Here is a 14,252-nt window from a genome sequence, read left to right on the forward strand (position 1 = left end):
GGATCCCAACCTATGACAAAAAAACTTTTGGCAGTACTCGCAATTCTTGGACTCACCCTCTTCGCGGTCGCCTGCGACGTCGAGCAGACCGGCGAGGATACCTACGAAGTCGAGGCTCCCAGCGATGAAGCCGAAGCCGCTGCAGCTGAAGCCGAGCGGGAGATGCGTGAGGCCGGTGAGAACATTGAAGAAGGCGCTCGTGACGCGACGCGCGAAACCGGGGAAGCGATCGAAGAAGCCGGCGAGGAGATGCAGGAGCACTCGCAGCCGGGCGATCAGGACTGACCAGCAATTCGAATGACCTTCGGGCCCCTGCGACCGCAGGGGCCTTTTTTTTTGCGATCTGTCGGAATCGGCCTGCTGTGAAGCATTCAGCCCGGACAGCTTCGCCAATCGCCTGAACGAATACTTCGAGTCGAAAAGGAGATCCTCGATTGGGTCGAGGAAGAAGATTCCGTTACGGCAGTCATTCGTGAGATCAACGACTACTACCGACTCCTCGAGCGCGGACCGATGACGAACGAGGTGACCTGGTTTTTCGATGACGCCGGCGAAGTCGAGGGAATGCTGCGCGGAGACATCATCCGGAAGAGCTCGACGTCCTGATGCCCGACGGCGAGATCGATCCGACCGCGGATCACCCGGAACGATTCAGAACACTCCTCACCGAATGGCGCAATGCCGCGGGACTCCCGCCGATCGAATGACTGACCCTCCGGCCCGGCTGCGGCGCGTCTGCCGGGAGTAGCTGGCCCGGGATCCAGTCGGCTCGTCGAGGTTCCTGTGATCGCCCTACAATAGGTCACGCCGATGGTTGCAGGAACCGGTGACGCGGGTCGCGCAGGAGACGCGGCACAGCAAGCGACCTGGGCTTCAGGGAGAACAGCAGACTTGAACAAAGACAACCCGAGGGCGGCATCTTTCCGGAAAGTCGATGGGACGTGGACGGTCGAGGATTCTGCCGAAACGTACCTGGTCGATCGGTGGTCCAGCGGTTACTTCTCGATCAACCAGCGCGGCGAGGTCGTCGCCCATCCTTCCGGCGATCCGGCCAAGTCGATTCCGCTCATCGAGGTGGTGGAAGAGGCGAAAGGAGAGAAGCTGCGGACGCCGCTTCTGATCCGGTTTCAGGACATCCTGAGGGACCGGGTCCAGAAGTTGAACCGGGCGTTCGTCGGCGCGATCGAGGAACAGGGTTATGCCGCTCCGTACCGGGGGGTCTTTCCGATCAAGGTCAACCAGCTACGTGAGGTGGTCGAGGAGATCGTCGACGCCGGCAAGCCGTATCACTTCGGACTGGAAGCGGGCTCGAAGCCGGAGCTCTTCGCAGCGCTGGCGGTCCACGATGATCCCGAAAGCCTGATCGTCTGCAACGGCTACAAGGACCGGACGTTCATCAGGATCGCATTGATGGGGACGAGGCTCGGAAAGAAGGTCATTCTCGTCGCCGAGAAGCTTTCGGAAGTACGGGCGATCGCGGAGATCGCGGCGGAGATGGGCATCGTCCCGTGGATCGGAATCAGGGTCCGGCTGCAGGCGAAGGGTTCCGGCATCTGGGCGACCTCCGCGGGCGAAGGGGCGAAGTTCGGATTGTCGGTCGCCGAGATCCTGAGCGCGGCCCGGATTCTTGCGGATGCGGGGCTCGCGGACTCGCTGAAGCTTCTCCACTTCCACATCGGCTCGCAGGTTCCCGACATCCTGACGATCAAACGTGCGGCGAGGGAAGCGTCCCGGGTTTACGCCAAGATGCATCGGGCCGGTTACAAACTCGAGTATCTCGACGTCGGGGGAGGCCTCGCGGTCGATTACGACGGCTCGAGGACGACTTTTCACTCGTCGATGAATTACTCGCTGGAGGAGTATGCCGCGGACATCGTCTTCAACGTCAAGGACATCTGCGACGAAGAGGGAGTGCCGCATCCGACGCTCGTCTCCGAGTCGGGTCGCGCGGTCGTCGCGCACCATTCGGTACTCGTCGTCGAGGCATTCGGCTCGATCGACCGGGTTCCGGACGGACGGTTGCAGATCGACTCCGATCACAAGCTGGTCCATCAGCTTCGGGAGATCGAGGAAGAGATGAGCTCCCGAGGATTGAACGAGACCTGGCACGACGTGCAGCAGGCCCGGGAGGAGGCGCAGAAGCTGTTCGAGGTCGGTCTTCTCGACCTGGAGGATCGAGCGGCCATCGAAGCAGCGATCTGGAAGCTCGTCCGGACGATCGAGCGAGCCGCGGAGATCGGATCGGAAGGAGAGGACGACGTTCCCGAGTATCTGCAGGATCTGCGTGCGGAGCTGTCGTATCAGCATCTCTGCAACTTTTCGGTATTTCAGTCCCTGCTCGATCATTGGGCGCTCGGGCAGCTCTTTCCGATCATGCCTCTCCATCGGCTCACCGAGCAGCCCGAGATGCGCGGCACACTCGCCGACATCACGTGTGATTCGGACGGCAGGATCGCGAAGTTCATCGACATCGCCGATGTGAGGGAAGAGCTCCCCCTTCATCCCGTGGGGGACGGACCCTACTACCTCGGTATCTTTCTGACGGGCGCCTATCAGGACATCATGGGGGACATCCACAACCTTTTCGGGAGAGTCAACGAGCTTCACGTTTTTCTCGACGACGAGGAGGAAGGGGGGTGGTACGTCGAGGAGACGATTCCCGGAAACCGGATCGCGGAGGTGCTTCAGCTGACCCAGTACGATCTGGCGTTTCTGCAGCGGACGATCAAGAAGCTGGTCGACGCCGCGATCAAACGGGGCGATCTGAAGCCGAAGGAAGGGATGCGGCTGCTCGGTGAATACGAAAACGGCCTGACGGACCAGACCTATCTGACACTGCCGGATTGAGCCGTGGCACCCTGATTGCTGCCGGTTGGGGTCGGAGGTGACCCTTTGCGCTGGTTCAACATTTCACTCGTAGGATGGATCATCCTGATCATCGCGATCGCGGTGGCCGCTCACCTGATGGGCGCTCCGCCCGTCTGGATCGGGGTCGGCGCGCTCGCCCTGATCGGAATCGCCGTCATCATGTCGGTCAACAAGTCCGAGAAGTCCGGCCCCTCGCCCCCTCGAGTCTAAAAGGAAGAAGGCCGGAGCCGCGTGGCGGCCCCGGCCTCTTTTCGAGCTTCGGTGAACCCTGATCAGAAAACCAGAATGAAGGCGATGACCAGCGCGTAGATCACGAGCGACTCGATCAGCGCGAGACCGATGATCATCGCGAGACGGATCGCGCCGGCTGCACCGGGATTTCGCGCGATTCCCTGGCACGCTGCCGAGATCGCTTTTCCCTGCCCGAGCGCACCACCATGCGCGGCGACTCCGAGCACGATTGCTGCGGCGATCGGCCGCCAGTCCGTCCCCACCGCATCGGGATCCTGGGCGAACAGTGGGACGGAAATCATTGAGATCACGAAGATCAGACCCATTACCTTGAGACTCTTCACAGCGACTCCTCCTTGATTCATTCTAATGTGCGGATTGGTGTTCGTTTCTAATTTGCAGTCGAAAACGCGAAATTCAGATCAGTGTTCTTCGTGAGCAATGGCTCCCCCGATGTAGACCATCGTCAGCATGACGAAGATGAACGTCTGCAGGATCGAGCCGAAGACGCCGAGCCCCATCATCGGCCAGGGAATCAGGAAGGGAATCGTCATGAAGATTCCGGTTGCCGTGTGCTCTCCGAAGATATTGCCGAACAATCGCATGCCCAGCGACAGGATCCGTGCGAAGTTTCCGATGATCTCGATCGGGAACATCAATGGTGCCAGCCACCAGACCGGACCGGCGAAATGCTTGAGATAGTTCAGAATCCCCTGGTCCCGGATGCCGATCCAGTTGAAGTAGATGAAGGCGAGCAGAGCGAGAGCGAACGTCGTGTTGAGATTCGCGGTCGGCGGCTGCAGGAAGAAGAAGATCCCTATGATATTCGAGATGAAAATGAAAACCGTGAAGGCGGCCGTGATCGGAAGAAATCGCTTCGCGGCCCCGTGGCCGATGATGTCCTCGAGAAGGTTCTTGAGCCCTCCGATGAGGACTTCGAGGATCTGCTGAAAGGTGCCGGGGTTCTCCTTCGAAAGGCGGCGGCTCATCAGAGGAAAGGTGATGGCGCAGATCAGAAAAACGAGCAGGGCCATCAGGACGTGATCGGGGATGTAGAGGCCGAACGGCTCGAGGAGCGCGTTGACGGGGCCGTAGAGTATTGAGGTGTGATGTTCCATTGTCTGTTACCGAACCGCGCTACCAAACCGAAACAAATCGCATTCTAATCCCCTCGGAGCGAGATCCCGATCGCGCGGGCAGCCTCGCCGAGAATCCCCACGACGATGACCGAAAATCCGAGCGCGACACCGACCGGCTCGAATCGGGCTACGGCGATGGTGGCAAAGACGGAAACGGTCATCAGAATCATCCGAAAAGCCACTCTTCCCCCGACGCTGGCGGGGCTGATGTCGGAGGATGACCGCAGAGTGTCCTGAACGATCTCCTGCAGCCAGACGAAGTTCATCACAACGAGGATTGCGCTGCAAGCGATGGCGCCGGCGAAGCGCCAGCCCGCGAAAACGACAGCCCCGGCGATCATCACGAGTGAGCTCACCGCGGCGGTCGTCATGATCCGTCTCACGGTAGCGCGGTACTCGGAATCGATCGGATCAGACATCGGTCTTTGGGTCGTCGGGGGGATCGGTGAAGCCGCCTCCCTTTCCCACCATCCGGAAGAGGTTTAGAAACGCGGCGATCACTCCGAAGCCGGTGAAGATCGCCGTCAGCCAGGGGGAGGTGCCGAAAACGCGGTCCATCGCCCAGCCCCATCCGAACCCGAGTGCGATGGCGATCGGGAACATGAAAGCGAGAGCGGTCAGTTCGAGGCCCGCCCGATAGTCGTCCCCTTTTTTCTTCCTGCTCGAATGATTGTCCACAGCGTCCTCGAAAGATGTCGCCTTTCACCGGGAAAGGTCGGCTGGCATCACCCGGCCGAAACTCTCACATGGTCACGTTTACTCCTGATTCTGTGGGATTTAGCGTCTGGAAGTCCCTGTGCTCGTGCCGTGGCATACGCCTTGCCCCTACAAATAACGTCGCCAAACAGAGGCGTCAGGAGGAATAGACAGATGAAACGACTTACACATTGGAGCCTGAGCATTCTCACCGTCATCATCATGGTGCTCGCGGCAGCCTGCGTCAGCAGCGACGATCCCAACAAGAGAGCCAAGAAGGGCGCAGCGATCGGCGCCGTGACCGGAGCCGCAGCCGGAGCCGTGATCGGAAATCAGTCAGATAACCCGAAGACCGGTGCTGTGGTCGGTGCGGCCGTCGGAGCCGGAGTCGGAGCTGCGATCGGTCACATGATGGACAAACAGCAGCAGGAGCTCGAGCGGATCGAGGGCGTCGAAGTCACCCGAACTGCCGAAGACGAGATCAACGTGGTCATGGAGAACGACATCCTGTTCGACTTCGACTCGGCGGCACTTCGGGCCGATAGTCGTCAGTCGCTCAGAGACATGGCGAGCGTTTTCGTCGAGTATCCCGACACGCGTATCGACATCAGCGGCCATACCGATTCGGTCGGGTCGGCCTCTTACAACCAGAATCTCTCCGAGGAGCGGGCGCGGGCAGTGACGCGCTACCTGACTTCCCAGGGAGTTTCGCCGACGCGAATCACCGCCCGAGGGTATGGCGAATCGCTGCCGACCTCGTCCAACGAAACGGCAGCCGGCCGCCAGCTCAACAGAAGGGTCGAGATCCAGATCACGGCCATTCCTCAGGGCTGAACCAGGAGCAGCAGCCGATGTTGGGAAAAGCGGGACTTCGGTCCCGCTTTTTTCATGTCGGAAAAGCCCACCCCCGATCTCTGGTAGACTGAGTTGCTCTCGCCGAGCGCCGACTGATACGAGGGAGGAATCGCCGCTTGATTACGGGCTACAACACCGATATCAAGCATAACGACAAGGTCTTTCACGTCCAGACAGAGGATAAGGGAAACAACAATCCCGTCATCGAATCGCTCATTTACGTGGGTGGCGAAATTCTGGCGTCGACAAAGACCTCGTATGCTGAGCGCCTGGCGGCCGGTGCTGACGAAAAGATCATCGGCGAGCTGATGGAGCTTCAGCACAAGAAGATGATCGCTGCCATCAAGCGCGGTCGTTTCGACAAGAAGCTCGTGGGCGAAGTGATCATGCCCGCCAAGACGGTCGCACAACCCATTCCCGAGCAGGACGAAGCCGAGGAAAAAGACCTGCTCGAAGACAGCGGCAGTCGCAGTCTCGATCAGGTGATCCTCGATTACCTGGCGTCCGAAGCGGAAAGTGAGCATCTCGAGCTGAGCCTCGTCAACACCGTCGATTTCATCGCGGGCATGCCATTCGAGCTCCGCGTGACGGCATGCCGGAGCCTCTCACAGAAGCCGATCGCCGGTGCAATGATCGAGGTGAAGATGATCTCGACGGTGGAGCCTCCACGCGTTCTCTTTCGGGGCGCGACCGATGAGAACGGCACGACCGTGATCAGGGCGACGATTCCACCGTTGGCCGAGGGCACTGCGGCCGTGATCGTTTCCGCCCAGAGCGAGCTCGGCAACGATGAGCTCAAGCAACTGGTCAAACGCAAGCGCTGAATGAACACCGGAGCCGGGAATCAGGAGCCAGGAATCAGGAGCCAGGAATCAGGAACCAGGAATCAGGAACCAGGAATCAGGAACCAGGAGTCAGGACGGGTCCCGTCTTTGATGTTGCTGGGCTCGCTGGCGGCGATCGTAGAAAGAAGAGGCGAGAGTTGGTGGCTCGCTTCGCTCGCGCTGATTGATGAAATGCGCTTCGCCCTCTCTCCTGACTCCTGATTCCCGGCTCCTGGTTCCTGACGCGACAGCGACATGAAGCGAAATCGACGATGAGAAACGCCATCACAGCCGCGCATGTGCTGGTCTTCTTGGTGGCCGTTTGCACCGGAGGCTCGACGCCTTCCGACGCGCTCCGGTACCTCGCGATCGGTGACTCCTACACGATTGGTGAGGGGGTCTCGCGCGAGGAAACGTTTCCCGAGCAGCTGGCCGTTCTCCTTCGGGCGAGGGGAGAATCTGTGGGCGATCCGGTCGTCATCGCCGGCACGGGATGGACCACGCCCGTGATCCGGCAGAAGGTCCTCGATGCCTCACCCCGGGGCCCGTTCGATCTCGTGACCGTACTCGCCGGGGTGAACGACCAGTTCCGCGGAGGATCGCCACAGACCTACCGGAACGAATTCGAAGCGCTCGTCGGAGAGGCGATCGAGCTGGCCGGCGGGAGACACGCTGCCGTGGTCATCGTCTCGATCCCCGACTGGAGCGTATCGCCGGCCGGGCAGCGGATGAATCGGCCGAACGTGGCAGCGGAGATCGATCGCTTCAACGAGGTCAACCGTGCAGTTGCCGAGGACTTTGGAACGCGCTATGTCGACGTGACCGCGTTCTCACGCGAGGCGACCGATCCCTCGATGTTTGCATCGGACGGTCTGCATCCGTCGGCGATGCAGTACGGCGAGTGGGCGCGCGCGATTCTTCCTGTGGCGCGACAGGCTCTCAGTGAAGCTCAGTCGTCGAGCTCTCGATAGGTGCTCTTGAAATAGAGGAGCGGCGCCCCGTCGGAGACCGAGAGGGACTCGACGCGACCGACGAAGATCGTGTGATCCCCTCCTTCGAAATTCGAATGGATCGTGCATTCGAGGTTCGCCAGCGTTCCCTCGATCACTGGCACCCCCCCGGTTCCAGCCCGCCACTCGACTCCCTCGAATCGATCCTCGAGCGGGCTGGCGAACCGGCTCGACACATCGAGCTGCTCGGACGAGAGGATATTCACTACGAATCGGGACGCGCGCGACAACGCCTGATGTGACCGGATACCCTTCTCGATACAGATCAGTACCAGGGGAGGCTCGAGCGACAGGGAGCAGAACGCGCTGACCGTGAGGCCATGAGGAAGTCCATCGGCATCGAGGGTCGTCACGACGGTGACACCGCTGGCAAAGCGGCTCAGGCCCTCGCGAAACTCGACGGGTGTCACGGCCATTTCGAACCGTAACTATAACCGGGCGGTCGCCGCATTGACGGCACGGGTGATGCGTGCCTGCCGGGGGTTGATTGCGAGAGAGCGATTCCAGTAGTCGAGTGCACGAGCCGGGTCGTCCCTGCGGGCGTATACGTTGCCGAGATTGTTGAGGACCTCGATGGAAGTGGGTCTGAGCGCCAGCGCCTCCTCGAGAACGGGCACCGCTTCGGTGAGCCGGTCGGCTTCGGCGAGGGCCGAGCCGAGGTTTGCAGCGATCCGATAGGAGCCGGGAAAGCGCTCTCGCGCTTCGGACAGAATATTGATCGCGCGGGTCGGCATGTTCCGATCACCGGAACGGAACCATGCCGCGAGATCGATCACGAGTTGCTCGGGGTCGTCGACGAGATTCTCGTCGATGATCTTTTCAACGAGGTTTTCGGCCGCGGTGATCCGGTTGTTGGCGAGGGAGGCATTCAGGAGGTTCAGATACGCGGTCGGATCGTTCTCGATGACGGAGGTCGCGTCATCGAAATAATCGATCGCTTCGGCAAGATCTCCGGCTCGAGCTCTTTTGACTCCTTCGTTATTCAGCCAGGCGTATCGCCCCCAGGTCTCGGGTCTTTCCGTCGCGGCCTCGCTCCGTCGAGCCGTCTGAGTGGAGGGATCCGACTGGAGATGTCCGGCAGATCGCTGATGTCGCATTTCGAGGCCTCGTGCGAGCTCCCCGGATGCGCGCGGCGCTTCGAGATCGATCAGATCGCTGTACGAAACGACCTGGACTGCTTCGATAGGTTCCACGTCAGTGAACATCGAGTCGAGTGCGCGACCGTCCATCTCCGTCGACTTCGGAAGCCCGAGAAGGGAGAGGATCGTCGGTGTGACGTCGAGAATGCTCGCCTGGATTCGGGCCCGCGAAGGTCGGACTGCGTTACCGAATGCGATGAGGACGCCGGCGTCGCGATGATCGACGAGGGTGTTTCGTTCCTCGGGTGCGAGTCGGGGTCGATCATCACCCCACATGAAACCGTGGGCCGAGACGATCAGGAGAGTGGAGTCTTCCGGCAGGGCCCGGAGCCATTCGCCGAGAAGCCTGTCGAGCTCGACGTAGAAGTTGATGAGAACGGGCCAGTATCGACGGTACATGTCGCGATCGACGCCGGATCGCTGCGGGGGAGAGTAGGGACCGAAGACGTGATGAACCACGTCGGCCCCGGGAAAACCGACCGCGAGCAGCATCGGCTCGTCGTTCTCCACCAGCCGGAGGGCCACTCTGTGGCTGGTCCAGGTCCGGGCGAGAACTTCGCGCAGCAGGACGGTCGGACTGCCCCCCTGCAGGTCGTTGCCGACCTCTGCGAAACGGCCGAGCTGATCGGGTCCGACCGTCTCGATGGGAACCCGGCTGTCCGCGACGACTGCCGCGACTTCAGCCGGCCACGTCTCGAGCGTCATACCCTCATCGGGTTGAACGACGACGAGGTTGTCCATCCGGACGGGGGGCCACGCAGCCCACCAGTCGACCACATCCGAGGGGCGGTTGAAGCCGGCCGCGATCTCCCAGAAAGCCGGAGCATGGCGGCGTGTCGCCGGCGCGGCGGCGGTTTCCGCGCCTCCGACGATTCCGGTCCGGGCCGGAGCGAGACCGGTCGAAAGAGATGTCCAGACGAGCGATGAGGCTGTGGGCTGAATCGACTGCAGGCGGGCCGAGGCTCCGTTCTCGATGACCGACTCCATATTCGGCATCCGCCCGACGTCGATCAGGGCGTCGAGCAGTTCCCAGTCGAGACCGTCGATGCCGATCACGGCGACCCGACCGACCGGTCCCCGGGCCTGCCTTCGAATCTGCTGGCGTTTGTGCTCGAGCAAGGCTCCCTTGTCGATGGTGATTCGGCCGATCTCGAAAGCCTTGACGTCGATCCCGTTCCGTTCCAGGTGCGCGATGGCTGTAGCCGTCAGAGCCGAGCGCCTCTCAGCGAACCGCGCTCCCGGAGAGGCGAGCTCCTCCACCGATACCTGTGTCGTCACCGCCCGGAGCGCCTCGGCGACCCTCCGATCGAACCAGGAACGCCAGCCGTCCACCACGATCCGTCGCGAATCCGGCAGCTGCGCGCCCGTGACGAGGAACCGCACGCGGTATCCCACTCGGATCGGCACGTTCTCCCGCGTCAACGCCGAAGCCACGCCGTCCGCCTGGGCGGCGCCGTCGCGGCTTGCAAATGCGTTTCTCCGGAAGATGTGCGGAGGGAGGAACGCGATGCCTCCTCGAGCGATCCGAATCTCACCCGATGTCCGGTCGATCCCGAAAATGAGAGTCCCTGGCGAGGGAAGGTAGAGACTGATCGCCAGGTAGAAAAGCCCGATAATTCCGAAAGCGATCAGCAACAGCTGGAGGCGGCGAAAAGTCAGCATCGGCAGACGACCTGTTGCATCCGAGCTGCCAGCTGCAATTAGAATGCACCGAACATGACACTCATATTCGTTCCCAAAGAGGCCGGAGACCAGGAGACGCGAGTCGCTGGTACTCCCGAGACGGTCAAAAAATACGTCGCCGAAGGTTTTTCCGTATCGGTCGAATCGGGCGCTGGCGAGAAGTCGAACTTCAGCGACGAGGTCTATCAGGGTGCCGGCGCCACCATCGGGACGACGGCCGACTGGGAGAGGAGCGACCTGGTTCTCACCGTGACCGGGCCATCGGAGCAGAACGCGGCGCGGATGAAGCAGGGCGCGATTCTGATCGGCCTCCTCACGCCGCATCGCCGTTCCGATCTGGTCAGGAAGCTGCGAGATGGTCGCGTCTCGTCGCTCGCGATGGAGCTCGTTCCTCGAATCTCCAGGGCGCAGTCGATGGATGCTCTCTCGTCGCAGGCTTCGATCGGCGGCTACAAAGCGGTTCTGCTCGCGGCATCCCGGCTCGGCAAGTACTTTCCGCTGCTGATGACCGCGGCCGGGACCATCAAGCCTGCGAGAGTGGTCGTGATGGGAGCGGGCGTCGCCGGTCTGCAGGCGATCGCGACTGCCAAGCGTCTCGGCTCGATCGTCGAGGTCTCCGACATCCGGCCCGCCGTCAAGGAACAGGTCGAGTCGCTCGGCGGAAAGTTCATCGAGCTTCCGATGGAGGAGAGCGGAGAGGGTGCGGGCGGCTACGCGAAGGAAATGGGAGAAGACTTCCTCCGGAAACAGCGGGAGATCGTCGCTCGCCACGTGTCGGCGGCCGACGTCGTCATCACGACCGCGCAGATACCCGGGCGCAAGGCGCCGACGCTGGTCACCGAGGAGATGGTGAAGGCGATGAGAAAAGGGGCTGTGATCGTCGATCTGGCGGTCGATTCCGGGGGCAACTGCGAGATCAGCGAGCCCGAAAGGGAGATCGAGCGGCACGGTGTCCACATCCTCGGTTACTCGAATCTCCCCGCGACCGTGCCGGAGGACGCGAGCACGCTTTACTCGCGCAATGTCTATTCACTGCTTGGTCTGGTCAAAACCAAAGAGGGAGGGCTGACCCTGAACCTCGAGGACGAAGTCATCGATTCAACTCTGCTCACTCACGACGGAGTCGTCCGTCATGCTCCGACGGCTGCGCTTCTGGAGGGTCAACGCTGATGGACTCGATTCTCATCGGTATTTATCTTTTCGTTCTTGCGATGTTCGTCGGCTTCGAAGTGATCACGAAGATTCCGCCGACGCTGCATACGCCTCTGATGTCGGGTGCGAACGCGATTTCCGGGATTACGGTTGTCGGAGCGCTCATTGCGTCGCAGGGAGGTTATTTCACGACGAGCCGGCTTCTCGGCTGTCTCGCGATCATTGTCGCGACGGTGAACGTGGTCGGCGGCTTCCTGGTGACTGACCGAATGCTTCGAATGTTCGGGAAGCGGAAATAGGGCGGGGCGCAGATGGACGGACTCGTATCGTTTCTTTACCTGCTGGCGACCGCTCTCTTCATCTTCGGTCTGAAGAACCTGACGAAGGTGCGCACGGCGCGGCGCGGCAACGGCTTCGCCTCGCTCGCGATGCTGCTCGCGGTCGTTGCGACACTGCTCGATATCGGGATTGTCGACTATCGCTGGATCGTGATCGGCCTGGTGATCGGATCGGTCATCGGTGTAGTGGCGGCGACTCGGGTGAAGATGACCTCGATGCCGGAAATGGTCGCCCTTCTGAACGGTTGTGGCGGCGCCGCGTCGGCACTGGTTGCTCTCTCTGCCATCTGGCTCTACGTGATCGAGCCCCTCGCCATCGGTACGATCTCCGGAATCATGGGCGGTGTTTCCGCAACCACCGTCGCATTGTCGATTTTCATCGGCTCGCTGACACTGAGCGGGAGCGTGGTGGCATTCATGAAGCTTGCGGGGTCGATGCGTGGCGATCCGATTCTGATTCCGGCCAGGCACGCCGCGAACGCCGCGCTCCTGGTGCTCTGCATCGTCGCCGGTATCTGGCTGATCCAGTGGACGTCGGCGGCAGGGATGATCGGCTCTCTCGCAGTTCTGCTGACGCTTGCTGCTGCACTTCTCGGTGTCCTTCTGGTGATTCCGATCGGTGGGGCCGACATGCCGGTCGTGATCTCGCTGCTCAATTCGTACTCCGGACTGGCGGCTGCTGCCACCGGATTCGTCATCGCCAATGAAATGCTCATCATCGCGGGTGCACTGGTCGGCGCGAGTGGCCTGATCCTGACCCAGATCATGTGCAAGGCGATGAACCGGTCACTCGCGAACGTCATCTTCGGGGGCTTCGGCGCAATTGCCGACGAGGGGGGCGCGCCCGCCGACCAGGATTACGGACCGGTGCGCTCGGGAGGAGCCGAGGAAGCGGCGATACTGCTCGACGGCGCCGAAAAAGTGATGATCGTTCCCGGTTACGGCCTGGCCGTCGCGCAGGCGCAGCACACGACCCGCGAGCTCGCCGAGATGCTGGAGGCGCGAGGAGCGGAAGTCATCTACGCAATCCATCCGGTCGCCGGCCGCATGCCGGGACATATGAACGTGCTCCTCGCCGAGGCCGACGTGCCGTATGAGCAGCTGGTGGAGATGGAGCGGGCCAACGGCGAGTTCATCGACACCGACGTCGTCCTGGTCCTCGGAGCGAATGACGTCGTCAACCCGGCTGCCGAGAAGGAGAAGGGGAGCCCGATCTACGGCATGCCGATCCTGCAGGTTTCTGCGGCTCGATCGGTCATCGTGGTCAAGCGCTCGCTGAGTCCCGGCTTCGCCGGCATCAAGAACGCACTCTTCGAAGATCCGAAGACAATGATGGTATTCATGGACGCGAAGCAGGCGCTCCAGGAGATGATCTCCGAGCTGAAGCAGGCGTCCTGAGAGGAGGAAGCCTCATGGGCGAGACGATCAGCTTCAAGTCGAACGGGCACGATTGCCGGGGGAACCTCTCCGTTCCCGCGGATGGCTCCGGCCCCGCGGTCGTGGTCATTCAGGAGTGGTGGGGGCTGGTCGACCACATCGAGGACGTCGTGGATCAGTTCGCCGCCTCCGGGTTTCTCGCGTTCGCTCCCGACCTCTACCACGGGAAGAAGGCGAAGTCGCCGGACGATGCGAAAAAGCTGATGATGGAGCTCGAGATCGACTCCGCGGTCGAGGAGATCTCCGGCGCTGGCGAATATCTGCTGTCGAGGCGGGAGTGCACGTCGTCGAATTACGGTGTGGTCGGATTCTGCATGGGCGGTGGTCTCGCGCAGATGGTTGCCACGCGCGACCGTCGGGTCGGAGCGGCGGCGAGCTTCTACGGCGTCCTGCAGAAAGCGAAGCCCGACTGGGACGCCCTCGAAGCGCCGATTCTTCTGATCTACGGCGAGACGGATCTTTCGGCCCGCGCGAGCGAAGGGATCGAGCTCCAGAAGAAACTGCGGGCGGCGGGGAAGAACGTCGACGTCGCCATCTACCCCAACGCTGGCCATGCGTTCTTCAACGATTCGCGTCCGGAGGTCTACGTCGAGGACGCAGCCCAGGATGCGTTCGAGCGCGTCATCGCGCTGTTTCGCGAGCACCTCCCCGGCGCCGAAGTCGGTTGACGGAGTGAAGAAGCGGCGAGCCGTTCCCAACGCAAGCCCCGGAGGGGCGAAAGAGAGTAGCCGGGGGTGGAGCGGCGCCAGCCGCGGAACCCCCGGATGTGAGGCATATTGAAATCGAACCCCGGAGGGGTGACAGATCCCTGTTTCTGCGTATTTCTGTCGCCCCTGCCGGGGCTCGAAAACATCTTTCGGCCCGAACCGGGGGTTCCGCG

General features: G+C 61.7%; 16 protein-coding genes. 10 read left to right on the plus strand and 6 right to left on the minus strand.

The features are described 5' to 3' along the window. Positions 1 to 12: 12 nt before the first annotated feature. The 3 genes from KY459_03425 (at position 13) to KY459_03435 (ending at position 3,078) form a co-directional block, all read left to right on the plus strand. Positions 13 to 285, plus strand: coding sequence for a hypothetical protein (locus KY459_03425; protein ID MBW3563755.1), 273 nt, complete (start codon positions 13 to 15; stop codon positions 283 to 285). A gap of 525 nt (positions 286 to 810) precedes the next feature. Beyond that, complete coding sequence (gene speA, locus KY459_03430) at positions 811 to 2,847, plus strand: biosynthetic arginine decarboxylase (protein MBW3563756.1); 2,037 nt, start codon at positions 811 to 813, stop codon at positions 2,845 to 2,847. A 45-nt stretch (positions 2,848 to 2,892) separates the two neighbouring features. After that, on the plus strand, positions 2,893 to 3,078 hold the full coding sequence (locus KY459_03435; GenBank protein MBW3563757.1) for a hypothetical protein: 186 nt from the start codon (positions 2,893 to 2,895) through the stop codon (positions 3,076 to 3,078). 62 nt (positions 3,079 to 3,140) lie between these two features. On the opposite strand, the gene atpE is transcribed toward KY459_03435, so the two are convergent. The 4 genes from atpE to KY459_03455 form a co-directional block, all read right to left on the minus strand. Further along, entirely contained in the window at positions 3,141 to 3,425 is a 285-nt protein-coding gene (gene atpE / locus KY459_03440; protein ID MBW3563758.1) for an ATP synthase F0 subunit C, read from the minus strand. A gap of 96 nt (positions 3,426 to 3,521) precedes the next feature. Beyond that, positions 3,522 to 4,217 carry a F0F1 ATP synthase subunit A gene (gene atpB / locus KY459_03445; protein ID MBW3563759.1) on the minus strand — a complete coding sequence of 232 codons (696 nt, stop codon included), beginning with the start codon at positions 4,215 to 4,217 and terminating at the stop codon, positions 3,522 to 3,524. Positions 4,218 to 4,261: 44 nt separating this feature from the next. Beyond that, positions 4,262 to 4,657: a hypothetical protein gene (locus KY459_03450; GenBank protein MBW3563760.1), complete on the minus strand. Its 396-nt coding sequence runs from the start codon at positions 4,655 to 4,657 to the stop codon at positions 4,262 to 4,264. Next, the gene (locus KY459_03455; GenBank protein MBW3563761.1) at positions 4,650 to 4,841 is read right to left on the minus strand and encodes an AtpZ/AtpI family protein; all 192 of its coding nucleotides are present in this window, start codon (positions 4,839 to 4,841) and stop codon (positions 4,650 to 4,652) included. The genes KY459_03450 and KY459_03455 overlap by 8 nt, the downstream gene beginning before the upstream one ends. A gap of 267 nt (positions 4,842 to 5,108) precedes the next feature. Between KY459_03455 and KY459_03460 the strand changes: the two genes are divergently transcribed. From KY459_03460 to KY459_03470, 3 genes are all read left to right on the plus strand, one after another. Then, positions 5,109 to 5,768 carry an OmpA family protein gene (locus KY459_03460; GenBank protein MBW3563762.1) on the plus strand — a complete coding sequence of 220 codons (660 nt, stop codon included), beginning with the start codon at positions 5,109 to 5,111 and terminating at the stop codon, positions 5,766 to 5,768. Positions 5,769 to 5,905: 137 nt separating this feature from the next. Next, the gene (locus tag KY459_03465; GenBank protein MBW3563763.1) at positions 5,906 to 6,613 is read left to right on the plus strand and encodes a hypothetical protein; all 708 of its coding nucleotides are present in this window, start codon (positions 5,906 to 5,908) and stop codon (positions 6,611 to 6,613) included. Between the two features lie 272 nt (positions 6,614 to 6,885). Further along, complete coding sequence (locus KY459_03470; protein ID MBW3563764.1) at positions 6,886 to 7,584, plus strand: SGNH/GDSL hydrolase family protein; 699 nt, start codon at positions 6,886 to 6,888, stop codon at positions 7,582 to 7,584. Here the strand turns inward: KY459_03470 and KY459_03475 are convergent. Both KY459_03475 and KY459_03480 read right to left on the minus strand, forming a co-directional pair. Further along, the gene (locus tag KY459_03475; GenBank protein ID MBW3563765.1) at positions 7,563 to 8,039 is read right to left on the minus strand and encodes a flavin reductase family protein; all 477 of its coding nucleotides are present in this window, start codon (positions 8,037 to 8,039) and stop codon (positions 7,563 to 7,565) included. The two genes, KY459_03470 and KY459_03475, sit on opposite strands and share 22 nt — an antisense overlap. Before the next feature lie 12 nt (positions 8,040 to 8,051). Beyond that, positions 8,052 to 10,424 carry an alkaline phosphatase family protein gene (locus KY459_03480; protein ID MBW3563766.1) on the minus strand — a complete coding sequence of 791 codons (2,373 nt, stop codon included), beginning with the start codon at positions 10,422 to 10,424 and terminating at the stop codon, positions 8,052 to 8,054. Between the two features lie 54 nt (positions 10,425 to 10,478). Here KY459_03480 and KY459_03485 point away from each other — a divergent pair, with 54 nt between their 5' ends. From KY459_03485 to KY459_03500, 4 genes are read left to right on the plus strand one after another with little or no spacing between them, the layout of a single operon-like run. After that, positions 10,479 to 11,615, plus strand: a complete 1,137-nt coding sequence (locus KY459_03485; protein ID MBW3563767.1) for a Re/Si-specific NAD(P)(+) transhydrogenase subunit alpha — start codon at positions 10,479 to 10,481, stop codon at positions 11,613 to 11,615. After that, positions 11,612 to 11,896, plus strand: a complete 285-nt coding sequence (locus tag KY459_03490) for an NAD(P) transhydrogenase subunit alpha (GenBank protein ID MBW3563768.1) — start codon at positions 11,612 to 11,614, stop codon at positions 11,894 to 11,896. Before KY459_03485 ends, KY459_03490 begins: the two co-directional genes overlap by 4 nt. Positions 11,897 to 11,908: 12 nt before the next feature. After that, complete coding sequence (locus tag KY459_03495) at positions 11,909 to 13,333, plus strand: NAD(P)(+) transhydrogenase (Re/Si-specific) subunit beta (protein MBW3563769.1); 1,425 nt, start codon at positions 11,909 to 11,911, stop codon at positions 13,331 to 13,333. A gap of 14 nt (positions 13,334 to 13,347) precedes the next feature. Next, complete coding sequence (locus tag KY459_03500) at positions 13,348 to 14,040, plus strand: dienelactone hydrolase family protein (protein ID MBW3563770.1); 693 nt, start codon at positions 13,348 to 13,350, stop codon at positions 14,038 to 14,040. Positions 14,041 to 14,252 lie beyond the last annotated feature (212 nt).

The organism is Acidobacteriota bacterium (assembly GCA_019347945.1).
In the GTDB taxonomy this organism is placed as follows: Bacteria; Acidobacteriota; Thermoanaerobaculia; order Gp7-AA8; family JAHWKK01; genus JAHWKK01.